This window comes from Burkholderia arboris (assembly GCF_038723655.1).
Taxonomy (GTDB): Bacteria; Pseudomonadota; Gammaproteobacteria; order Burkholderiales; family Burkholderiaceae; genus Burkholderia; species Burkholderia arboris.
The window spans coordinates 766,802-788,259 of record NZ_CP109822.1; the positions used below are offsets into that span (position 1 = coordinate 766,802).

19 protein-coding genes are annotated in these 21,458 nt (G+C 65.9%); 10 read left to right on the forward strand and 9 right to left on the reverse strand.

What is annotated here, in order from left to right:
• The first annotated feature begins 24 nt into the window (after positions 1-24).
• From OHZ10_RS20715 to OHZ10_RS20740, 6 genes are all read left to right on the forward strand, one after another.
• Positions 25-372 carry a copper-binding protein gene (locus tag OHZ10_RS20715; protein ID WP_059240831.1) on the forward strand — a complete coding sequence of 116 codons (348 nt, stop codon included), beginning with the start codon at positions 25-27 and terminating at the stop codon, positions 370-372.
• Positions 373-386: 14 nt separating this feature from the next.
• Positions 387-767, forward strand: coding sequence for a copper homeostasis periplasmic binding protein CopC (gene copC / locus OHZ10_RS20720; RefSeq protein WP_256086836.1), 381 nt, complete (start codon positions 387-389; stop codon positions 765-767).
• On the forward strand, positions 764-1,705 hold the full coding sequence (locus OHZ10_RS20725) for a copper resistance D family protein (RefSeq protein ID WP_342705676.1): 942 nt from the start codon (positions 764-766) through the stop codon (positions 1,703-1,705). The genes copC and OHZ10_RS20725 overlap by 4 nt, the downstream gene beginning before the upstream one ends.
• A 215-nt stretch (positions 1,706-1,920) precedes the next feature.
• Positions 1,921-3,735 (forward strand): ExeM/NucH family extracellular endonuclease, encoded by a 1,815-nt coding sequence (locus OHZ10_RS20730; RefSeq protein ID WP_342705677.1) that lies wholly within the window; start codon positions 1,921-1,923, stop codon positions 3,733-3,735.
• A 711-nt stretch (positions 3,736-4,446) separates the two neighbouring features.
• On the forward strand, positions 4,447-6,294 hold the full coding sequence (locus OHZ10_RS20735; protein WP_174993335.1) for a S10 family serine carboxypeptidase-like protein: 1,848 nt from the start codon (positions 4,447-4,449) through the stop codon (positions 6,292-6,294).
• 43 nt (positions 6,295-6,337) lie between these two features.
• Positions 6,338-6,769 (forward strand): hypothetical protein, encoded by a 432-nt coding sequence (locus tag OHZ10_RS20740; RefSeq protein ID WP_059237757.1) that lies wholly within the window; start codon positions 6,338-6,340, stop codon positions 6,767-6,769.
• Positions 6,770-6,834: 65 nt separating this feature from the next.
• Here the strand turns inward: OHZ10_RS20740 and OHZ10_RS20745 are convergent, their stop codons facing one another.
• The gene (locus OHZ10_RS20745) at positions 6,835-7,842 is read right to left on the reverse strand and encodes a helix-turn-helix domain-containing protein (RefSeq protein WP_059237756.1); all 1,008 of its coding nucleotides are present in this window, start codon (positions 7,840-7,842) and stop codon (positions 6,835-6,837) included.
• Between the two features lie 170 nt (positions 7,843-8,012).
• Here OHZ10_RS20745 and OHZ10_RS20750 point away from each other — a divergent pair, with 170 nt between their 5' ends.
• The 3 genes from OHZ10_RS20750 to glyA all read left to right on the forward strand — a co-directional run bounded on the left by OHZ10_RS20750 (position 8,013) and on the right by glyA (position 11,567).
• A complete protein-coding gene (locus OHZ10_RS20750; protein ID WP_174993336.1) occupies positions 8,013-9,260 on the forward strand; it encodes a D-arabinono-1,4-lactone oxidase in 1,248 nt (415 codons plus the stop codon).
• 33 nt (positions 9,261-9,293) lie between these two features.
• Positions 9,294-10,073 (forward strand): SDR family NAD(P)-dependent oxidoreductase, encoded by a 780-nt coding sequence (locus tag OHZ10_RS20755; RefSeq protein WP_059237754.1) that lies wholly within the window; start codon positions 9,294-9,296, stop codon positions 10,071-10,073.
• Between the two features lie 246 nt (positions 10,074-10,319).
• Positions 10,320-11,567 (forward strand): serine hydroxymethyltransferase, encoded by a 1,248-nt coding sequence (gene glyA, locus OHZ10_RS20760; protein ID WP_342705678.1) that lies wholly within the window; start codon positions 10,320-10,322, stop codon positions 11,565-11,567.
• Between the two features lie 118 nt (positions 11,568-11,685).
• Here glyA and OHZ10_RS20765 read toward each other — a convergent pair whose 3' ends face one another.
• A complete protein-coding gene (locus OHZ10_RS20765) occupies positions 11,686-13,218 on the reverse strand; it encodes an amino acid permease (RefSeq protein WP_059237752.1) in 1,533 nt (510 codons plus the stop codon).
• Positions 13,219-13,482: 264 nt separating this feature from the next.
• The gene (locus OHZ10_RS20770) at positions 13,483-14,493 is read right to left on the reverse strand and encodes a GlxA family transcriptional regulator (RefSeq protein ID WP_059237751.1); all 1,011 of its coding nucleotides are present in this window, start codon (positions 14,491-14,493) and stop codon (positions 13,483-13,485) included.
• An 88-nt stretch (positions 14,494-14,581) separates the two neighbouring features.
• On the opposite strand from OHZ10_RS20770, the gene OHZ10_RS20775 reads away from it, so the two are divergent.
• Positions 14,582-15,682, forward strand: a complete 1,101-nt coding sequence (locus tag OHZ10_RS20775; protein WP_342705679.1) for a DJ-1/PfpI family protein — start codon at positions 14,582-14,584, stop codon at positions 15,680-15,682.
• 39 nt (positions 15,683-15,721) lie between these two features.
• Here the strand turns inward: OHZ10_RS20775 and OHZ10_RS20780 are convergent, their stop codons facing one another.
• The 6 genes from OHZ10_RS20780 to OHZ10_RS20805 all read right to left on the reverse strand — a co-directional run bounded on the left by OHZ10_RS20780 (position 15,722) and on the right by OHZ10_RS20805 (position 21,449).
• Positions 15,722-16,141 carry a hypothetical protein gene (locus OHZ10_RS20780; RefSeq protein WP_342705680.1) on the reverse strand — a complete coding sequence of 140 codons (420 nt, stop codon included), beginning with the start codon at positions 16,139-16,141 and terminating at the stop codon, positions 15,722-15,724.
• A gap of 109 nt (positions 16,142-16,250) precedes the next feature.
• Positions 16,251-17,741, reverse strand: a complete 1,491-nt coding sequence (locus tag OHZ10_RS20785) for an aminotransferase class V-fold PLP-dependent enzyme (RefSeq protein ID WP_059237748.1) — start codon at positions 17,739-17,741, stop codon at positions 16,251-16,253.
• Between the two features lie 199 nt (positions 17,742-17,940).
• The gene (locus OHZ10_RS20790; protein WP_174993342.1) at positions 17,941-19,104 is read right to left on the reverse strand and encodes an NAD(P)/FAD-dependent oxidoreductase; all 1,164 of its coding nucleotides are present in this window, start codon (positions 19,102-19,104) and stop codon (positions 17,941-17,943) included.
• Positions 19,105-19,188: 84 nt separating this feature from the next.
• A complete protein-coding gene (locus tag OHZ10_RS20795; protein ID WP_059240829.1) occupies positions 19,189-19,947 on the reverse strand; it encodes an amino acid ABC transporter ATP-binding protein in 759 nt (252 codons plus the stop codon).
• 8 nt (positions 19,948-19,955) lie between these two features.
• Positions 19,956-20,606 carry an amino acid ABC transporter permease gene (locus OHZ10_RS20800; RefSeq protein ID WP_059237746.1) on the reverse strand — a complete coding sequence of 217 codons (651 nt, stop codon included), beginning with the start codon at positions 20,604-20,606 and terminating at the stop codon, positions 19,956-19,958.
• A 3-nt stretch (positions 20,607-20,609) separates the two neighbouring features.
• Positions 20,610-21,449, reverse strand: a complete 840-nt coding sequence (locus tag OHZ10_RS20805; protein ID WP_174993344.1) for an ABC transporter substrate-binding protein — start codon at positions 21,447-21,449, stop codon at positions 20,610-20,612.
• Between the last annotated feature and the right edge of the window lie 9 nt (positions 21,450-21,458).

The window sequence follows — 21,458 nt, forward strand, 5'->3', positions numbered from 1 at the left end:
TTCACTCACATGGGAGTCTTCACGATGAAGAAGGGACTGGTTTTGATGGCAACGGGTTGCGCGCTGGCGTTTTCCGCCGCGTCGTACGCAGCCGGCGACATGGCCGGCATGGACATGAGCGGCGCCGCGAAGCAGGGCGCCGACGCGGCGCAGCGCATGTCGCACGGTGAAATCCGCAAGGTCGATACGGCCGCCGGCAAGCTGACGATCAAGCACGGCCCGCTGGAGAACCTCGGGATGGACGGGATGACGATGGCGTTCAAGGTGAAGGACCCGGCGATGCTGTCGCAGGTCAAGGCCGGCGACAAGATCGACTTCGTCGCCGAGGACGTGAATGGCGCGCTGACGGTCGTCGAACTGAAGAAGCCGTGACGCGGAGCGCGAACATGAAGATCACGAATCCCGGACGGTTGGCCGCGATCGTTGCGGCGGCCGCACTCGTTGCGGCCGTGCCGATCGCGGCGTCGGCACACGGCAAGCTGGAAAGCGCCGCACCGGCGACGGGCAGCACGGTCGACGTGGCGCCCGACGCCGTGCGGCTCACCTTCAACGAAGACCTCGAACCGGCATTCAGTTCGGTGAAGGTGTCGGACGCGAGCGGCAACGCCGTCACGCAGGACAAGGCGCAGGTCGATGCATCGAACCCGCGCGTGATGACGGTCGCGATGCCGAAGCTCGCGCCCGGTGCGTACACGGTGCAATGGGCTGCGATGACGGCCGATGCGCACCGCACGAAGGGCACCTATACCTTCAGGGTGAAGGGATGAACGACGGCATCGTCGGCCTGCTGCGGCTCGTGGCGGTGGCGATCCAGAACGCCGGGTTCGCCGTCGTCGTCGGTGCGCTGCTCGGCAGCCACTGGCTCGCGCGCGGCGCGTCGGCATGGCAGCGCGCCGTCGGGCGGCGGCTCGTCGCGACGCTGCGCCTCGCGTCGGTCGTGTCGCTGCTCGCCAGCATCACCGCGTTCTGGGCGCACTGCGCACTGATGAGCGAAGTGTCGTTGCTCGACGCGGGGCCGGCCGTTTGCGCGATGCTCGCGGGCACGGGATTCGGTCATGCCTGGCTGGCCGGCGCCGTGTTCATGCTCGTCGTCGTGCTGCTGTCGTGCGTCAGGCGCGCGGACGACACGCGGGTTCCGTTCGCGATGTGGGCTGCGCTCGCCTGCGTCGCGCTGGCGCGCAGCAACGGCGGGCATCCGGTGGACGCAGGCTGGTTCAGCGTGCCGGTGTGGATCGACTGGCTGCATCTGCTGGCGATCAGCGCGTGGGTCGGGCTCGTGCTCGTGACGGCGTTCGGCGTGATGCCGCGGCTCGCCGGCATGCCCGCGAGCGAACGCATGGCGGGCGCATCGTTCGTGCAGTCGCTGTCCGATGCATCGACGTATGCGCTGATCGTGCTGTTCGCGACCGGCGCGTACAACGGCTGGCGCGGTGTCGCCACGCCCGCCAACCTGGTCGCGTCGACGTACGGGCAGATCCTGCTGCTGAAGTTCGCGCTGGTGCTGATCGCGGCGGCGCTCGGCGGGCACAACCGCTTCTTCGGGATGCCGAAGCTGTTGGCCGCGCTGAAGGATCCGGTCGCCGCGATGCCGGCCCGTTCGTTGAAACGGTTCGGCGCAGTGTTGCGGATCGAGGCGGTCGTGCTCGGTGGCGTGCTGATGGTCGCGGCCGTGCTCGTGTCGAGTGCGTTGCCGGGGACGGTGTAGCGCGGCGGGCCATGCGCACAGGCACGCGGGGCAATCGTCGCGGGCACGAAGACGTTTTTCGTCAGACGATTTCCCCGCATTTTCAGGCCCGAACGGGCGATCGGTGGCGATCGCAGCGTGATAACGACAATTACATCGACCTGTCTTTCGATTACCAAAAACTGTCATTGAGCGCCGCTAAGCTTTCGCCACCCTCACAACCGGGATTCCCCGTCATGCGCTCGCCAATCCGCCTGTTTACCCCGCTATTGCTGCTCCCGACGCTCGCCGCGCCGGTCTTCGCCGCCACGGCCGCCCCCGTCAGCCCGAACTGCGGCGGCAGCACGACGCCGATCGCCGATATCCAGGGGCCTGGCGCGCCGTCGCCGCTCGCCGGCCAGAACGTGTCGATCGAAGCCGTCGTCACCGCCGATTTCGGCGGCACGGACGGCTTCGGCGGCTTCTTCGTCCAGCAGGCCGATGCGCAACGCCGCAACCAGCCGGGCGTGTCCGAAGGCCTGTTCGTCTATGCGCCGAAAGCGCGCGCGAAGGCCGGCGATCTCGTGCACGTGACGGGCAAGGTCGAGGAGAAATACGGGCAGACGCAACTGACGCTGTCGGGCGCGATCGCGGTGTGCGCGAACGGCCAGACGGTCACGCCCGCGACGCTCACGCTGCCGGTCGACAGCCCGAGCACGTTCGCCGCGTACGAAGGGATGCTCGTGCGCCTGCCGCAGACGCTGAACGTGACCGACAACTACGAGCTCGGCCGCTACGGCAGCGTGATGCTCAGCAATGGCCGCCTGCGCACGCCGACGAGCGTCGTGCCGCCCGCCCAGGCGCAGACGCAGATCGACGCGAACGCACGCAACCGCCTGATCCTCGACGACGGCTCGAACAAGCAGAACCCGGCAACCGTGCCGTACCCGGCGCCGGGCCTGTCGGCCGCGAACACGCTGCGTGCGGGCTACACCGTGCGCGACGTCGAAGGCGTGCTCGAGGTGCGTTACGGCGCATGGCGCGTGCAGCCGCTGCCCGGCGCGGCCGTACCGGCGTTCGACACGCGTCCGAACCCGCGCACGAACGCGCCGGCACGCGATCCGAAGTCGAACCTGCGCGTCGCGTCGTTCAACGTGCTGAACTACTTCAACGGCAACGGTCTCGGCGGCGGCTTCGACGATCCGAACAACCGCGGCGCGAAGAACTACCAGGAATTCCAGCGTCAGGAAGCGAAGATCGTCGGCGCGCTGAAGGCGCTCGACGCCGACGTGATCGGCCTGATGGAAGTCCAGAACAACGGCTACGGCGAACTGGGCGCGGTGCGCCAGCTCGCGGCGAAACTCGGCAACAACTGGCGCGTGGTCGATCCGGGCGTGTCGCGCCTCGGTGGCGATGCGATCGCGGTCGCGATGATCTACGACAGCCGCAAGGTCGAACCGGTCGGCCGCACGGCGACGCTCGCGATCGACGACAAGAACCGCCAGCCGCTCGCACAGTCGTTCCGGCTGATCAACGGCAACAAGCAGTCGCTGACGGTGGCCGTGAACCACCTGAAGTCGAAGAACTGCCCGGACGCCGCGAACGACGATCTCGACCAGGGCGACGGCCAGGGCTGCTGGAACCCGACGCGCACGCGTGCGGCGGCGAAGGTGGCCGACTGGCTCGCAGGCAACCCGACGGGTGTCGCGGGCCAGGGCGTGCTGCTGATCGGCGACTTCAACAGCTACACGTACGAAGACCCGATCCGCACGCTCGAATCGCGCGGCTACCGCAACCTCGTCGCGCGCTGGATCGGCGCAAATGCGTACAGCTACGTGTACAACGGCGAAGCCGGCTATCTCGATCACGCGCTCGCGACGCTGCCGCTCGCGTCGCACGTGAAGGCCGTGCACGAATGGCACATCAACGCGGACGAGCCGCTCGCGCTGCAGTACACGCTCGCGTACAAGTCGGCCGAACAGCAGAAGACGTTCTACGCGCCGGATGCGTATCGTTCGTCGGATCACGATCCGGTGCTGATCGATATCGCGCTGCCGGGCGGCGGGAAGTAATCGCGGGCTGACGTGCCGTCACTGACGACGTGCGGCCCCGCCGCACGTCGTCGGCCCGCCTGGAAATGCCGGCCGGATATCGGGTAAATAATGCCGCCGATACCGGATTGAATTAACGAAATCGGTATTTTGTGGATGACGCGATGCGCATCGGCATCGCAATTGAAGAAAGGCCGAAGTGAATCGAATCCTGAAGTGACGGGTGAATGTCGCTATCCAGTCTTAATCGATTATGGATAATAAAAATGAAAGAAAAATCCTGTCGATCTGAAGGCCTTCGATGCGCAGTGCCAATACGGCAAAGGCTTGCGTGTTGTGCGAGAAAAGTAAAATATTTGGCGCCGCATTGCGGATAAAGCACACCTTGCACGAATAATCCCGTTTTCTTTCAAATGCCAGACACTGGCGGCCCTTCGCATCATTGCGGGATTTTTAATATCGGAATGATCTTTGACAACGCGGCGCAGCACCGCCTATTTTTGTCATGTCGTAAATTTTGGTCATATAAAAGTTGTCCAGACTGCAGGGGGCGCGTCCGAGCACCATTCTCGCCAGCAGTTTGCTGTGTCTGTATCAAGTTCAGTCTCTGAGAAGTCCCATCCCCAACCGCCGACTGCCGACCGTGCAACGCGAGTGGCGGGTAGGCCTGCGCGTTTCGCGGGCGTTGGCGGCCTTTGTGAAGTGGTATCTGAACCAGCCACAAGGAAAGAGATGAAACCAGACAGGAGCAGTACCGGCAGCCGCCGTGTTTGTCACGGCCGGCTGGCCGGGCTAGGTGCATTGACCGTCATGACACTGGCGCTCGCGGCGTGCGGCGGCGACGATTCGTCGTCCGTCGGCGCGTCGAGCCTCGCGCAGGCCACGGCCAGCCAGCAGGCCAGCGCGCAAGCGGCCGGCAACCAGGCGCCGGCGGCCAACCAGCCTTACGTCGACCAGGTCGCGTACTCGATGAATGCGACCGACGGCCTCGCCGCGTCGCAGGTCTCCGAAAAAGCGGCCGTCATGCATTACCAGTGGAAGGGCGGCGGCACGACGGTCAACTACACGACGACCACCGGCCACCTGACCGCGCAGGATGCGAACGGCAATGCGGAAGCGTCGATGTCGTATGTCGCGTACACCGCGCCGAGCAAGAACGGCAAGCCGCGCCCTGTCACGTTCGTCTATAACGGCGGCCCCGGCTCGTCGTCGATCTGGCTGCGGCTCGGCTCGTTCGCGCCGACGCGGGTCGCTACGCCCGATCCGCTGTTCGGCACCAACTGGCCGAACTATCCGCTCGTCGACAACGCGGACAGCCTGATCGACACCACCGACCTCGTGTTCATCGACCCGCCCGGAACGGGGCTGTCGGAAGCCGTGTTGCCGAACACCAACCAGAAGTACTGGGGTTCGGATGCGGACGTGAACATCATGCGCGACTTCATCCAGCGCTACCTGAACGTCAACAGCCGCAGCACGTCGCCGATCTACCTGTACGGCGAATCGTACGGCACGCCGCGTACCGACATGCTGGCGCTCGCGCTCGAATCGGCCGGCGTGCACCTGACGGGCATCGTGCTGCAGTCGGCGATCCTGAACTACTTCGCGGATGCGGTGGAGGCGGTGGCGATCACGCAGTCGACGGAAGGGCTGCTGCTCGAAACCGATACGGTGGCCGGCTATCTGCCCGGCTACGCGGCGGTCGCGGCGTACTTCAACCAGGTCTCGCCGGCACCGGTGAACCCGGGGTTGTACGCACTGCAGACGGAACTGTTCACGACGCTGATCTACAACCAGCTGCAGAAGTACTCGCAGTCGTGGGTGTTGAGCCAGCTCGGCATTCCGGATGCGCTCGGCACGCCGGTGTTCCCGAGCGATGCGACGCTGAAGCTGTGGTCGATCCCGTCGAGCCTGACGCAACAGGCGCTGCGCGGCTACTTCAACGCGAATCCGTTCGGCACGAGCCTGCTGCCCGGCACGACGATCGGCCGGTATGACGGACGCGTGTCGTTGCCGAACTCCGATCCGCGGCTGCAGAACGACGGCGATCCGTCCGACATCCTGATTTCGCAGCCGTTCACGAACGCGCTCGCGACGCAGATGCCGGATTACCTCGGCTATACCGCCCCGAACGCGACGTACCTGCCGCTGAACGACAACATCATCGGCGTCTGGGACTTCTCGCACGACGGCCAGCCGATGCCCGACACGATCCCCGATCTGCTCGGTGCGCTGCAGCTGAACCCGAAGCTTCGCGTGCTCGCGGAGAACGGCTATCACGATCTCGCGACGCCGTTCTTCAACACCGAGAAGCAACTCGCGCGGCTGCAGACGGTGAAGGGCCTGAATCCGAAGCTGCAGGTGAACTTCTTCCAGGGCGGCCACATGATCTACCTGGACGACGTCGCCCGGCCGGAGATGAAGCGGGACCTGAAGACGTTCTACAAGGGCGCGCGGATTCCGACGGCGCTGACGCTGCACACGCTGCCGCCGCCGTGGCCGGATGAAAACCCGCCCAGCGTGCCGACCGGCAGCGTCCCGGGTGCGACGGCCGCGACGACGCTGGCGGCGGCCCCTTAAGCGACGGACTCCTTGTCAAAGGAACCCTCTATTCATCCATTGAATGCGAGTGATCATGTCCCTAATCAAATTGATGCGGCGTATGTCCCCGTTGATCGTGCTCGGAGCCGTGATGAGCAGTGCCTACGCGTTGCCGCCGCAGTCGGTGGCGCCGGTGAAGCTGCCGCACGGCGGGCGCGGTGTCGACGGTCCGTTCTTTCCGGCCACGCGGGCGGCGCCGGTGTTGCCGTCGACCGGCGCGGCGCTGCAGCAGCAGGCGCAGCAGCGCGTCGACGCACGGCTCGGCGGCAATACCGTGCTGAGCAACGGCGCGGCCGTGACGAAGGCGCAGGCGCAGAGCAGCGGGCTCGGTTTCGTGTCGAAGCACTTCGACGAGATCGATGCGAAGCACACCGGACGCGTGACGATGAGCGACGTACGGCAGTTCATCCAGCAGCGGCAGGTGCAGGCGCAGCAGGAACAGCAGGACGAGTGACGTAGCAGGCAGCGCGGTGGCCGGTGCGATATCCGTCGCATCGGCCACCGGATCGTGAGCGGGCCCTAGCCGGCCCGGTGCGCGGCGTAGCGTTTCGCCGTGGCCGACGGCAACTCGCCGAACATCGCGCGATAGTCCTGCGCGAAGCTGCTCAGGTGCCAGAAGCCCCACTTGGTGGCGGCGGACGTCACGGAATCGCCGAGCCGCAGTTCGCGGCGCACGTGATTCAGCCGCACGGCACGCAGATACGCAATCGGGTTGAGGTTCAACGTATCGTGGAACGCGTACTGCGCGGTACGCCGGCTGATGCCGAGCTGCACGCACAGTTCGGCGATCGACAGCGGGCAGGTCGACGCGTCCTGGAGCCGTTCCTGCACCGCGTTGACCAGCGACCAGTATTTCGTCGGGCGCGCGGCCTGCGCGCCAGCCTCCGGCGTGGCGGCCGTCATCGCTTCCGAGATCGCATATAGCACGGTGCGCTCGAGCAGTTCGATCCTCTCCTGCGTCGCCACGTCGTCGATGCGCAGGCATTTCGCCGCGGCGGCCAGCGTCTGGCGCAGCAGGTCGCGCAGATGGTCGGCCATCGCGGTCGCCATCGGGATCACCGGCGAATGGGTTTGCGCGCGCAGCGACGCGGCCACCGTGCGCATCGCTTCCGTCGACAGCTTCCCGGGCTCGATCTCGATATTCACGAGCACGTGCCGGTCGGGCGAATAGAACTCGAATTGCGGCTGGCTCGAGAACACGTGCAGGCTGTCGCGCCCGCTCTTCTCGCCGCACAGCCGCGCGTGGCCTTCCAGTTCCAGCGGCACGGCCACGGCGATCCGCTCCGACGGCACCGCGCCTTGCTGCAGGATGACCTTGTCGAGGTCTTCGACGAGCAGCTTGATGCCGCCCAGCGACATGATCGACGACGAGCCATGAAACAGCCCGCCGGAGATCTGCGTGTAGTTCATGTTCCAGCCGTCGAACGACCGCGCCTGTTCCTCCACGTCGGTGAACGCGCAGAACGCGACCGTGCGCGCGAACAGCGGGTCGCCGGAGAAATCGCTCGGGTGGGCAGGCGGCGTCATCGGGGGCGGGAAGGGGCGGGCCGGATCGATTCATTGTAGCCGCTCGCCCGGCCGGTCAAAAAGGCCGCAACCGGCACATGCTCGTAAATACCCTTGCTTGCCGAAATCCGATAGTGAAAAACCTGTCGACGCCCTACCTTTGGCACAAAACCAACGCTGGAGCGACGTCGATGGAACTTCCCCGTGGCGGATTCTGGAGAAACTGGGTCGGCAACCAGTCGTGCGTGGCCGCGCACCTGGCATCGCCGACCAGCGAGGCCGAGATTGCGGAGCTGGTGCGCACCGCGACGCGCCAGGGCAAGCAGGTGCGCTGCTCGGGGTCGGGCCACTCGTTCACGCCTGTCGTGGCCACGAGCGGCTTGCTGCTGTCGCTGCAGGATTACCAGGGCATCGTCGATGTCGATCAGGCGCGCAAGCGCGTGACGGTGAAGGCCGGCACCAAGCTGAATGCGGTGACGCGCCATCTCAAGGAGGCCGGCCTGTCGCTCGTCAACCAGGGCGACATCGATTCGCAGGCGATCGCCGGTGCGCTCGCCACCGGCACGCACGGCACGGGGACGACGCTGAGCAACCTGTCGTCGCAGGTCGTCGGGATGCGCATCGTGCGCCCGGACGGCTCGATCATGGAAGTGAGCGACGGGAAGGACCTCGATCTGCTTCATGCGACGCAGGTGAATATCGGCATGTTCGGCGTGGTGTCGGAGATGACGCTGCAGGTGACCGATGCGTTCTGGCTGCACGACCGCGTGTGGCGCGAGGACTTCGAAGCGTTGATGGAGCAGTACGACGCGCTGGCGGCGACGCACCGGCATTTCGGCTTCTTCTGGTGCCCGACGCCCGCAAGCCGCGACCTGTACTGTCTGCCCGACACCACGAAGGTGTCGAACTCGAAGAAGGACTACGACGTGTGCGAGATCAAGGTGATGGATGTCACCGACGAACGCACGTTCCATGAAGGCGAGCACGAGAAGATCGCCTACAGCTCGGAGGTGTACGCGATCCACTACGTGCCGAACTTCCACGAACTCGAGTACGCGGTGCCCGCGCAACATGGCAAGGAAGCGCTGCGCCGCGTGCGCGACCTCATCCTCACGAAACACCGCGACTGCATCTTCCCGGTCGAATACCGCTTCACGAAGGGCGATCCGGCCTGGATCAGCCCGTTCCATCGGCAGGACAGCGTGACCATTTCATGCTCGGGCGGCCCGAACGGCGTCGACTACTGGCCGTTCCTGAAGGACGTCGACGACATCCTGCGCGACTACGACGCGCGTCCGCACTGGGGCAAGCTGCATTTCACGAACCGCGAAGACGTCGATCGCTGGTTCCCCAAAGCCGAAGCGTTTCGCGCGCTGCGCCGCAGCGTGGACCCCGAAGGCTGCTTCCTCAACGATCACCTTCGATCCCTGTTCAGCTGAGCATACCGAACGAACCAGACTGGAGAACGACACATGAATGTCAAGATTGACGGCCGCCTGGCCGGCAAGGTCGCCATCGTCAGCGGCGGCGCCGGCGGATGCGGCGGCGCGGCGTCCGAACTGTTCGCCGCGCAGGGCGCGAAGGTGGCGATCGTCGACCGCGACGGCGATGCGGCCGAAACGCTCGCCGCGCGGTTGCGCGATGCGGGCCTGCAGGCGATCGGCCTCGGCGCCGACGTGTCGAAGCAGGCGGAGGTCCAGAAGGCGGTCGATGCAGCGCGCAAGCAGTACGGCAACGCGGACATCCTGTTCAATCATGCAGGCACGCTGATCGTCAAACCGTTCCTCGACATCGAGGAATCCGAATGGGACTGGTTGATGGGCGTGAACGTCAAGAGCATGTTCCTGATGACGAAGGCCGTGCTGCCGCAGATGCTGGAGAAAGGGCGCGGCAGCATCGTCTGTACGTCGTCGATCTCGGCGGTATGCGCGACGCCGGGCGAAGTGCTGTACGACGCGACCAAGGGCGCGTGCCACATGTTCGCGCGGGCGATCGCGGTCGAGTACCGCGACCGCGGGATCCGGTGCAACGCGCTGGCCCCCGGGTTCATCCGCACCCCGCACGGGATGCGCGAACTGAAGGACCTGCAGGCGATGGGCGTCGATGCGACCGAAGCGGCGATCGCGGTTCAGCAGGGCCGGTTGTGCGAGCCGTCGGAGGTCGCGGCGGCCGCGTTGTTCCTCGCGTCCGACGAATCGAGTTTCGTCAACGGCACCCACCTGTTCGTCGACAACTGTTTTTCCGCCGTCTGAACGCGGCGGTTCGCAAGAAGCCGAACGGCGGGCGTCACGCTTGCCGCATGATCGGCCCGTCTCGTCGAAGGTTCCGCAGCGATGCGAACCTTCGATTTTTTTTGTCCGCACGGCGCGGGGTGCGTCCTAGCGGATTGTCGCAATCCTTCTATCTGAACGGTGGCGCGTCTGCTGGAATGCGAAGGCCGAATCACCCTGCAGCCGGCATCCCGCGGTCAGTCAATCACTCTCATTGGGTCCATCATCATGTTCAATCGCACCACCAGCACCGTTGCCAACGTCGATCCCGAAATCTTTGCAGCGATCGAGCAGGAAAACCGCCGCCAGGAAGATCACATCGAGCTGATCGCGTCGGAAAACTACACGAGCCCGGCCGTGATGGCCGCACAGGGCTCGCAGCTCACGAACAAGTACGCGGAAGGGTATCCGGGCAAGCGCTACTACGGCGGCTGCGAGTACGTCGACGTCGTCGAGCAACTGGCGATCGACCGCGTGAAGCAGCTGTTCGGCGCGGAAGCGGCGAACGTGCAGCCGAACTCGGGTTCGCAGGCGAACCAGGGCGTGTTCTTCGCGATGCTGAAGCCGGGCGACACGATCATGGGGATGAGCCTCGCGCACGGTGGTCACCTGACGCACGGCTCGCCGGTGAACATGTCGGGCAAGTGGTTCAACGTGGTGAGCTACGGCCTGAACGAGAACGAAGACATCGATTACGACGCCGCCGAGCAGATGGCGCAGGAACACAAGCCGAAGCTGATCGTCGCGGGCGCGTCGGCGTTCTCGCTGAAGATCGATTTCGAGCGTCTGGCGAAGATCGCGAAGTCGGTGGGCGCGTACCTGATGGTGGACATGGCGCACTACGCGGGCCTGATCGCAGCGGGCGTGTACCCGAACCCGGTGCCGCACGCGGACTTCGTGACGACGACGACGCACAAGAGCCTGCGCGGCCCGCGCGGCGGCGTGATCCTGATGAAGGCGGAGTACGAGAAGCCGATCAACTCGGCGATCTTCCCGGGGATCCAGGGCGGCCCGCTGATGCACGTGATCGCGGCGAAGGCGGTGGCGTTCAAGGAAGCGCTGTCGCCGGAGTTCAAGTCGTACCAGGAGAAGGTGGTCGAGAACGCACGCGTGCTGGCTGAAACGCTGGTGAAGCGCGGCCTGCGGATCGTGTCGGGCCGTACGGAAAGCCACGTGATGCTGGTGGACCTGCGTGCGAAGCACATCACGGGCAAGGCAGCGGAAGCGGCGCTGGGCGCGGCACACATCACGGTGAACAAGAACGCGATCCCGAACGATCCGGAAAAGCCGTTCGTGACGAGCGGCGTGCGCCTCGGTTCGCCGGCGATGACGACGCGTGGCTTCGGGGTGAAGGAGGCGGAGATCGTCGGCAACCTGATCGCGGACGTGCTCGAAGCCCCGGAAGATGCGGCGACGCTCGAACGTGTGCGTGGGCAGGTCGCCGAGCTGACCAGGCGGTTCCCGGTCTACGGCTGACAGACGCGAGGGTCGACCGTCGCAGGGCGGTTGAATCCCGTCGTTACCCGTCGACATAAAAAAACCGACTCGCGGCATCGTGCCGGCGAGTCGGTTTTTGAGTTTGCCTGGAGACGCTTCAGACGGACGGATCGACGTTCGCCTCGAGTTCGCGGATGCGGTCGAGATTGCGCGTGTCCTTCAGCACCGGAGGCCCCGCGAACGTGTTGCGCACGCCGAAGCCGTACCAGATCACCATCAGCACCACGACGAAGCCGACCAGCACGTACAGCACCTTTTCGTTCGGCGGCTGGATGCCGACATACGCGAGCACACAGGCGCCGACCAGTGCGAGCAGCGCGCACGGCTTCGACCAGATCCCCAGCCGGAACGGGCCCTTGTCGGTCCACGAGCGGCCTTCGGCCAGCATCCCGGAGCCGATCGGCATCGCGTACGAGATGAACAGGAACACCGCGCTGCCGGCGCTCAGTACCGAGAACGCATCGCCATACAGCGTGACGACGATCGCGAGCACCGCACACGTCCAGATTGCGGGCCCGGGTGTCCGGTGGGCCGGGTTCACGCTGCGCAGCAGCTTCGACGCCGGCAGCCCGCCGTCGCGTGCGAATGCATACATCATCCGCGACGTCGACATGATCGCCGCGAGCCCGCACACGTAGTTGATGAAGAACATCGCGATTTCGAGGGTCACCCGCAGCGTCTTCGGAATCGGCGCGAGGATCGCTTCGAAGAAGCCGGTGCCCTGCTTCATGCTGGCAGTCAGGTCGGGCATCACCAGTACGAACGCGCACACCATCACGTAGCCGAACACCGCGGACCAGAACACCGACCCGATGATGCCGCGCGGCACGTTCCTGGCGGCGTCGTGCGTCTCTTCCGACGTATGCGCGGACGCGTCGAAGCCGGTGATCGTGTAGGTCACCAGCAGCAGGCCGGACAGGAACGCGAGCGGGGTCGTCTGCTTCGGCCATGCGCCGCCGTCGACGCCGGTGAAGTTGGTGAAGGTGACCAGCCGGTGCGCGTCGAACGCGACGGGCGAGTAGTAGAGCAGCGACACCACCAGCGCGATCGTCACGACGAAGATCAGGTAGCCCGACAGGTCGGTGATCTTGCTCGCGATCTTGATGCCGCGCGCGTTCAGGATCGCCTGCGAGATCGTGATGACCGCGATGAACGCGGTTTGATGCCACCACGTCAGGCTGTCCGGACTGACGCCGAACATCGGTGCGATCAGCGTCTTGAAGAACGGATCGTAGGTGCCGAAATTGATCGCGGCGATCACGAAGATCAGGCCGATCAGGTTGAGCCACGCGGTCATCCACCCCCATTTCTTCCCGCCGAGGATCGCGCCCCAGTGATAGAGGCCGCCGGCCGTCGGAAACGCGGACGCGATTTGCGACATCGACACGGCGACGATCAGCGCAAACAGCGAGCCCAGCGGCCAGCCGAGGCCGATCGATGCGCCGCCGGCGGCGGAAAACGCGAGCTGGAACGCGGTAATGCCGCCCGACAGGATGCAGATCACCGAAAACGACACGGCGAAGTTCGAGAAACCGCTCATACGTCTCGACAGTTCCTGCGCATAGCCCATCTTGTGCAGCAGGCTCACGTCACTGTCGGTGCCTGAATCAGGCTGGAATTTTGCATCCATAGTCGCTCCGTCACGAATGTCCTGCGTGGCAGGACCGTCATCGCCGCCCGGGCCTCATGCCGCGACCCGCTCCTGGGATTCGTCGGCGGCACGCGATGCCGTGCTCGAACGGCCATCGCTTTCCATTCCGATGCGTGAACGGTATGAAATCAAATCTCCCGGCTCTATCAGATTTCGGCAACGTAGTGAAAATCCGGAGGCGTGCCCTGTTTCAGGGCAAGTCCGCCCGCATTTCATCCTGAACGCGGGATGAATCGGGGCGGCCTATTCCGTCTTCCGCTTGTCGCTTCGAGGTCCGAAGCGCGCGCGATAGTCGCGCGGCGTGGCGCCGACGCGTTTCGCGAAGGCACGCTGCAACGCGTCCACGCTGCCGAATCCCGAACGTTCCGCGATCCGTTCAAGCGGCCAGTCGGCCCGCTCCAGCAGTGCCTTCGCGCGCTCGACGCGCGCTGCAAGCACGTACTGCGCAGGCGACAGTCCGGTCTCCCTGAGGAAATTGCGCGCAAACGTCCGTTCGCTCATGTGCATGCGGGCGGCCAGTGCAGTGACGCCGAGGTCGCCGGCCGGATTGTCTGCGATGTCGGTGAGCAGCGCGCGCATGCGGGGTGTCGCACCGGCCTGGAGGTCGAGCCCGACGCTGAACTGCGCCTGTCCGCCGGGACGGTGCATGAACAGCACGAGTTCGCGTGCGACCGCAAGTGCGGTCGGTGCACCGCAGTCTGCCTCGACGAGTGCGAGGCACAGATCGATGCCGGCCGTCACGCCGGCCGATGTATGGAACGGCGGATCGCTCACGTAGATCGCGTCCGGTTCGATCCGCGCATCGGGGCAGCGCGCCTGTAGCGTCGCGCACTGGTTCCAGTGCGTGGTCGCGCGCTTGCCGTCCAGCCATCCGCCCGCGGCGAGCACGAACGCGCCCGTGCAGATGCTCGCGATTCGGCGCGTGTCCGCGATCCGCGTGCGCAACCACGGCAGCACGCCGGCTTCCGACGCGGCGTGTCGCAGCGCCGCTTCATTGCCGCCGGCAACGATGATCGTGTCGATCCGCCCCGGCAGTGCCGCGAGCGCGGCCGTGCCGGCGAGGCGCAGGCCCGCGTGCGTGACGAGGTCATTTCCGTGTTGCGTCGCGAGTGTGAGGCGGTACGGCACGGCATGGTCGGACAGGTAACGGTTCGCGACCGCGAACACTTCCATCGGGCCCGTGATATCGAGCGACTGGACGCCTTCGAAGCCGACGACAACGATGTCGCGTGCCGGGCAGGTTGACTGGGACATGGCGGAAAGTGCGGTGGAGTTGTCCTTGTGATCGCAAGCATGATCCTTGTAATTTTCCGGACGTGCAATCGACTGATGCGAGGGGACGATGCGGGTACGGAAGACAGGCGGGGCAGTGTTGTTCGTGTGCGGGCTGCTGGGCGCTTGGGGATCGGGGCGGCCGGTGCAGGCACTGGCAGAGGACACGCCTCCAGTCGCGCAAGCGTTGACGATGAGTGTGCCAAAGTCGGGCCGCACGCGGCCGCTCGTTGCAATCGTTGCAGACAACGCCGGAACTGAAACAACCGATTTCATCGTTCCGTACGCGATTCTGAAGGCGTCCGGTGCGGTCGACGTGGTCGCCGTGTCGGCCGACGAGGGCGAGGTCGAGCTGATGCCCGCGCTGCGCATGCTGGCAGACACCGCGTTCGACCGGTTTGACGCCACGGTTCCCGCGGGGGCGGATGTCGTGATCGTGCCTGCGATGCATCGTGCCGACCGGCCGGCGGTGCTGGCCTGGCTGCGCAAGCAGGCGGCTGCCGGCGCGACGATGGTGGCGATCTGCGATGGTGCCGAAGTCCTCGCGAACGCGGGCTTGCTGCGGCATCGCACGGCGACGTCCCACTGGTATTCGCGCGAACGACTGCGTCGCCGCTTTACCGATACGACGTGGGTTGATGATCGCCGCTATGTGATGGACGGTAACGTCATGACGACGACCGGCGTGTCGGCGTCGATTCCCGCTTCGCTGGCGTTGGTGAATGCGCTGGTCGGGCCGGCAGCGGCACGCGAGACGGCGCAGAGCGTCGGCGCGCAGGCATGGAGCGACGTTCACGCCGGTAGCCGATACGCGTTGACCACGCGTGCGGTGGCGATGGCGTTGATGAACCGCCTCGCGTTCTGGCGGCACGAGACGTTCGAACTTCCGGTCGAAAACGGGTTCGACGAGCTTCCCGTTGCGTTGACCGCCGATGCGTGGGCGCGGACCTGGCGCAGTGACGTCGTCGCGACGGCAGACGCGCGCGTGATCGAGTCGAGGCACGGGCTGCGCTTGCTGGCGCAGCCGGCGAATGACCGGCACGAGCACGTGGCGATGCCGGCCGGCCGCCATGGCGAATCGGTGCTTCCCGGTGTGCTCGGAGACATCGCGGCACGCTACGGCGACGCGACATCAGGTTGGGTCGCGCTGCAACTGGAGTATCCGAAGTAGCGGCTGTCGTGCGGGGAATGCTGACCATGCACGCCGCGCTTACTTTACTAACCCGGCGAGCTGGGGATCGGGATAGGGCAGGAGGTCCCGCGACTCGGTGGGCTCGGCCACCCATTTCTTACCGTTCCAGTGGAAATCGGCCTGCGTCTCCGACCCGTGGCCGTTCGAGCGGATTGCAACGGTGCAGGCCGCCTGGCCCGGGTAAGTCGGGTTTTTGGCGCCGATGCAGGACCCGAGAAATACCATGACGCCGCCGAGGCCGAACCGCTCCTGCATCGCGTAGGTCGCGTCGGCGTCCGAGAGCCGGTCAGGTACCGGCGTGGCGTCGCACGCGGCGATGCTCGCTGCAAGCGGCAGCGCGGTGGCCCGGCCGGCACGCTGCTTCTTGCACGGGCTGCCGGCGGAAGGTGCGTCAGTGTCGGCGCGCTTCCACGCGCGGAAATGTGACGGGCAGGGCATTCGTGTCTGGGGTGACGGACAGGACAACCATTGTGCCGGAACTCACCGTTGGCCTTGCCCGATCGCCGCCCGAGCGCGGCATCTTCGCGTTACGCGATGGTGTGCGGGTTCAGGCCGAGACCGGGGCCGTGCGCCGGGCGCACAAACGATTCCACAGCATGCCGGCCCGATTGCCGCTTCCGCAATACGCGAGCACCGGCTTCTGCAGCGTGTCGACCAGTGCGCCGAACGCGTCGACTTCCGCGTCGCCGATGTGGTCGCGCTCGACCGGCAGGTAGCGTGCTTCGAGGCCCAGTTCGCGGGCTGCGGCGGCAATCTCGTCGAAGGCCGGCTGATCGACGCCTTCGCCGTCGGGCCGGTTGCAGATGACCGAGCGGAAGCCGGCATTGCGGATCGCCTTCAGGTCGGCCGGCGTGATCTGGCGCGACGCGGAGAACCCGTTCGCGGCGGTCGCGCGGCATTGCTCGATCGCCTGGCGGAAACACGCGATCGCGAAGTCGACGTCCTGCTCCGTCGTGAAGCGGCCGAAGCTAATGCGCACGGTGCGGCCGGCCGTTTCCGTATCGAGGCCGATCGCGGTCAGCACGTGCGACGGTGCGCCGCTGGTCGAGTTGCACGCGGAAGTCGACGACACGGCGAGCGCTTCGCCAAGCATGAACGGGAAGAAGCCCGGTGCGTTCACCGTCAGGCTCAGCGTGTGCGGGATGCGGCGCGCGGCGGCAGCGTTCTGCGTGACGTCGCCGAGCGCGAACAGCGCGCCGGTCAGGCGTGCGCCGAGCGCGGCGATCCGCGCGGCTTCGGCGTCGAGCTTTTCAGCGGCGAGTTCGCACGCGACGCCCATGCCGACGATCTGATGCGTCGCGAGCGTGCCCGAGCGCAACCCGCGCTCATGACCGCCGCCGTGAATCTGCGGTGCGATGCGATCGGCGATCTCGCGGCGGACGAACAGCGCGCCGATACCCTTGGGGCCGTAAACCTTGTGGGCCGACATCGACATCATGTCGATGCCGAGCGCGCGCACGTCGATCGGGGTCTTGCCGAGTGCCTGTGCGGCGTCGACGTGGAGCAGGGCGCCGGCGGCGTGCACGATGCGGGAAATGGCGCCGATATCGGTCAGCGTGCCGATCTCGTTGTTCACGAGCATCAGCGACACGAGGCCCGTATCGGGGCCGATCGCGGCCGCCACGGCGTCGGCGGTGATTTCGCCGTCGCGCGTGGGCGTCAGGAAAGTGACTTGCGTGCCGTGCTTCGACAGGTTCGCCATCGTGTCGAGGATGGCCTTGTGCTCGATGCGGCTCGTGATCAGGTGGCGCTTGTCGGTCGCGTTCTCGGCATAGCCCTTCAACGCGAGGTTGTTCGATTCGGTGGCGCCCGACGTCCAGACGATCTCGTCGGCATCCGCGCCGATCAGCGCGGCGACTTGCGCACGTGCGTGCTCGACCTTGTCTTTCGCCAGCCGGCCGGCGGCGTGCGAGCTCGATGCGGGGTTGCCGAAGATGCCGTCGAAGCCGAGGCAGGCCGTCATCGCTTCGATCACGCGCGGATCGGCGGGCGTCGTGGCGGCGTAGTCGAGGTAGTGCAGCGTGGTGGTGTCGCTCATGTCCGTCTCTTGCTCATTGCGTAATGAGAGAAATGATACGGGGGACAGGCGGGAAAAAGGATCCAAAGTTGGCTGGCGATTCAGCTTGATATGGAATAACGTTTTATTTGAATGTGGAATGGAGGAATTTGTTTCTCCATGGGCTGGGCCGTGCACGGGCGGGTGCCGGCACGGCCGGGCAAACCGGCGGGTGGCGGGCTCACGCGTAGAAGCGTTGCGGGCGGAAGTCCTGAAGCTGCGCCGTTTCGATGCCGTCGAGCACTTCGATCGCGAACAGCTGGCCGATGGCCGGCGCGGACGTCATCCCGCTGTGCATCGCGGCAACGTGGACATTCCGGTACTGGCGGCCGCGGCCCATGATCGGATACTCGTCGCGGGGCATGACGCGATAGCCGAGCGTCATGGTGTCGAGTTCGATCCCGCGGGTCTGCGGCAGCACGCCGGTCACGCGTTCGAGCAGCTGCGCGCCGAGTTCGGGCGTCGGCGCCAGCGCGCCGGTGTCGCCGAAGTTCGACCCCGCCACGATGCGCCCGTCGGGATTCTGCTTGATGTCGAGGCCAGCCGGCATCAGCACCTGATGCACGAGCGGCGGCATCGGCTTGCTGTGGGCCAGGATGCCTTTCGACGTGCGGAGCGGAACGGGGATGCCCGCCTGTGCGCCGAGCCGCGTGGAGTCGTTGCCGGCCGCGATCACGACGTGGTCCGCGAAGAACGGCCCCTTGTCCGTCGTGACACCGATCGCGCGATCGCCCTTGAAATCGATCGTCGCGACGTTGGCCTTCGTCAGCGTGACACCGGCCCGGATGCCGGCCTGGACCAGCGCCAGCGTGGCGGCGACGGGGTCGAGCGTCCCGTCGAGGGTCGAATGCCAGCCCGCGCCGAAGTCGCCGGCGCGCACGCCGGGCACCAGCCGTTCGAGGTCGTCACGCGTGATGTTGCGGATCGGATAGCCCCACGGCTGATGCCGCGCGGTCGTGTAGTGGAGCGTGTCGATCTGCTGCGGGTCGGGGCCGCACCACGCGATGCCGCCGCCCCACTGAATCTGCAGCGACGGGCCGATTTCAAGCTGAAGGCGGCGCCATCCGAGGATGCCTTCGTAGTTCAGCGCGTAGTACGAGTAGGGCGTCTTGTTGTTCGCGTTGATCCACGCGAACGAGTTGCGCGTCGTGCCGGACGCCGGCGCGTCCTTCTCGATGAGCGCGACCTCCGCGCCGCGCGCCGCGAGGTGATACGCGATCGACGCGCCCATCACGCCGCTGCCGATCACGATCACGCGGTCTTTCGACTTCGCCGCCTGCACGATCTCGGGAAAAGCGCCGGCGAGCGGCACGGCAAGCACGGGGAAGAACTGCCGGCGGTTCATGAGCATCTCCTTGGTTCGATATGTTTCGCAAAACTAATGAAGTGAATGAAAGGAACGACCGGCCGGTGGCCGGTCGGGTGCGCGTCAGGTCTCGATGAGATTGAGGAACTGACGTACGCGCGGGTGGGTGCTGGCCGTGAAGAACGTATCGGGCGTCGTGTCTTCGACCACCACGCCGTTCTCCATGAACACCACGCGATCGGCGACGTCCTGCGCGAAGCGCACTTCGTGGGTGACGACGAGCATCGTCATCCCGTTGCCCGCGAGTTCCCGCATGACCGCGAGCACGTCTTCCCGCAAGGCCGGATCGAGCGCGGAAGTCGGTTCGTCGAACAGGATGACTTCCGGGTCCATCGCGAGGCCGCGTGCGATGGCCACGCGCTGCTTCTGGCCACCGGACAGCCGCGCGGGATATTCGCCGGCCTTGTGTGCGAGGCCCACGCGATCGAGCAGGTGCAGGCCGCGCTCGGCCGCCTCGCCCTTCCTCACGCCCTTGACGCTCACGAGCCCCTCGATGACGTTTTCCAGCGCGGTGCGATGAGGAAACAGGTTGAACGACTGGAACACCATCGCCGTGCGCTGGCGAATGGCCTTGATGCGTTTCTGCTCGTCGCGCGACAGCGCGGCGCCGCCGGTGCGCGCGATTTCGATGCCGCACACCGACACCGTGCCCGCATCGGGCAGTTCCAGAAAATTCAGCGAACGCAACAGCGTGGTCTTGCCGGAACCGGACGGCCCCATCAGCACGACGACTTCCCCGCGCGCGACGCGGAAGTCGACGCCCCGCAGCACGGCGTTGTCCCCGAACGACTTGGTCAGCCCCTGAACGACGATGGTATGCATGGTGGTCTTCATTGAAAGCGCCGCGACACCCGGCCTTCGAAAATCGTCTGGACGATCGTCAGCACCTGGTTGATGACCCAGTAGATCAGGCCGACCATCAGGAACATCTCGAGGTAGCGGAAAGTGGATGCGCCGACCTGGTCGGCCACGCGCGTGAGTTCGACGACGGTGATCGTGGACGCCAGCGACGTGTCCTTGATCAGCGCGATCATCCGGCTGCCGACGGGCGGAATCGCGATGCGCAGCCCTTGCGGCAGGATCACGCGCCACATCATCTTCCAGTAGTTCATGCCGAGCGAATGCGCGGCCTCCCACTGGCCGCGATCGACCGCATTGATCCCGGCGCGGAAGTTCTCGCTGAGGTACGCCGCGGAAAAGAGCGTGAGCGCCAGCAGGGCGGCGGGCACCGGGTCGAGCGTGATGCCGTAGCGCGGCAGGCCGAAGTAGATCAGCAGGATCTGCACCAGCAGCGGCGTGCCGCGAAAGATCGACACGTACGCGAACGCGACGCCGCGCAGGAACCGGATCGACGACACCCGCGCGAGTGCGACGGCGAGCCCCAGCGCCGACCCGAGCGCGAACGACGCGAGGCCGAGGAACACGGTCATCGTCACCGCGCTTTCGAGCAGCGGCAGCGACCGCACGAAGAGATCGAACATGCGTTACTCCTTCTGCGCTTTCGCCTTGGCGATGTTGCCGACCATGTCGTAAGTCGGGCCGACCCAGCGCTTCGCGAGCCGTTCGAGCGTGCCGTCGGCGGCCATGTCGTCGATTGCCTTGTCGACGGCGGCGAGGAGCGCCGGTTGTCCCTTCACGAGCGCCGGCGCGGAAAGCTGATAGATCAGCGGCTCGCCGACTTCCTTGACCGGCAGGTGATTCACGTTCGCGTATTTCATCCCGCCGAAGTGGGAGATGATGACGGCGTCGAGCCGCCCGCTGCCGAGATCGTTGAACACGAGCCCGCCGTTGTCGTATGCGCGGATGTCGGAATCCTTCAGGTGCGCGCGTGCCCATGCCTCGTTCGACGAGCCGGTGGTGACGCCGACGCGCTTGCCCTTGAGGTCGGCCTGCCCGTGGATGTCCGTGTTGTCGGTGCGCACGAAGATGCGGAAATCCTCGACGCCGTACGGCTTCGCGAAATCGACCTGCTTGCTGCGCTCGGTAGTGGGCGTCAGGTCGTTCATCACGAGATCGTACTTGCCGGCCTTGAGCCCCTCGACGAAGTTCTTGTACGCATCGGCGATGAACACGACCTGCTTCACGCCGATGCGCTTGCCGACTTCGCGCGCGACTTCGACGTCATAGCCGGCCGGCTGGTTGCGATCGTCCAGCAGGCTCCACGGCGGGCTGCTCTGCGTGTTCGCGACACGCAGCGTGCCGCTGGTGCGCGCGGCCGCGAGCAGGTCGGCAGCGCCGGCCTGGACGCTGGACAACGCCAGCGCGCCCGTGATGCCGAGCGTGACCAGGCATCTGGCCAACGCGCGTGTGGTCTGGTTTTTCATGGTGTCTCC

What these genes read in the sequence shown, in the direction of transcription:
- OHZ10_RS20715 (WP_059240831.1), top strand. Translation starts at nt 25, where the DNA reads ATGAAGAAGGGACTGGTTTTGATGGCAACGGGTTGCGCGCTGGCGTTT.
- copC (WP_256086836.1), top strand. Translation starts at nt 387, where the DNA reads ATGAAGATCACGAATCCCGGACGGTTGGCCGCGATCGTTGCGGCGGCC.
- OHZ10_RS20725 (WP_342705676.1), top strand. Translation starts at nt 764, where the DNA reads ATGAACGACGGCATCGTCGGCCTGCTGCGGCTCGTGGCGGTGGCGATC.
- OHZ10_RS20730 (WP_342705677.1), top strand. Translation starts at nt 1,921, where the DNA reads ATGCGCTCGCCAATCCGCCTGTTTACCCCGCTATTGCTGCTCCCGACG.
- OHZ10_RS20735 (WP_174993335.1), top strand. Translation starts at nt 4,447, where the DNA reads ATGAAACCAGACAGGAGCAGTACCGGCAGCCGCCGTGTTTGTCACGGC.
- OHZ10_RS20740 (WP_059237757.1), top strand. Translation starts at nt 6,338, where the DNA reads ATGCGAGTGATCATGTCCCTAATCAAATTGATGCGGCGTATGTCCCCG.
- OHZ10_RS20745 (WP_059237756.1), bottom strand. Translation starts at nt 7,842, where the DNA reads ATGACGCCGCCTGCCCACCCGAGCGATTTCTCCGGCGACCCGCTGTTC.
- OHZ10_RS20750 (WP_174993336.1), top strand. Translation starts at nt 8,013, where the DNA reads ATGGAACTTCCCCGTGGCGGATTCTGGAGAAACTGGGTCGGCAACCAG.
- OHZ10_RS20755 (WP_059237754.1), top strand. Translation starts at nt 9,294, where the DNA reads ATGAATGTCAAGATTGACGGCCGCCTGGCCGGCAAGGTCGCCATCGTC.
- glyA (WP_342705678.1), top strand. Translation starts at nt 10,320, where the DNA reads ATGTTCAATCGCACCACCAGCACCGTTGCCAACGTCGATCCCGAAATC.
- OHZ10_RS20765 (WP_059237752.1), bottom strand. Translation starts at nt 13,218, where the DNA reads ATGGATGCAAAATTCCAGCCTGATTCAGGCACCGACAGTGACGTGAGC.
- OHZ10_RS20770 (WP_059237751.1), bottom strand. Translation starts at nt 14,493, where the DNA reads ATGTCCCAGTCAACCTGCCCGGCACGCGACATCGTTGTCGTCGGCTTC.
- OHZ10_RS20775 (WP_342705679.1), top strand. Translation starts at nt 14,582, where the DNA reads ATGCGGGTACGGAAGACAGGCGGGGCAGTGTTGTTCGTGTGCGGGCTG.
- OHZ10_RS20780 (WP_342705680.1), bottom strand. Translation starts at nt 16,141, where the DNA reads ATGCCCTGCCCGTCACATTTCCGCGCGTGGAAGCGCGCCGACACTGAC.
- OHZ10_RS20785 (WP_059237748.1), bottom strand. Translation starts at nt 17,741, where the DNA reads ATGAGCGACACCACCACGCTGCACTACCTCGACTACGCCGCCACGACG.
- OHZ10_RS20790 (WP_174993342.1), bottom strand. Translation starts at nt 19,104, where the DNA reads ATGAACCGCCGGCAGTTCTTCCCCGTGCTTGCCGTGCCGCTCGCCGGC.
- OHZ10_RS20795 (WP_059240829.1), bottom strand. Translation starts at nt 19,947, where the DNA reads ATGCATACCATCGTCGTTCAGGGGCTGACCAAGTCGTTCGGGGACAAC.
- OHZ10_RS20800 (WP_059237746.1), bottom strand. Translation starts at nt 20,606, where the DNA reads ATGTTCGATCTCTTCGTGCGGTCGCTGCCGCTGCTCGAAAGCGCGGTG.
- OHZ10_RS20805 (WP_174993344.1), bottom strand. Translation starts at nt 21,449, where the DNA reads ATGAAAAACCAGACCACACGCGCGTTGGCCAGATGCCTGGTCACGCTC.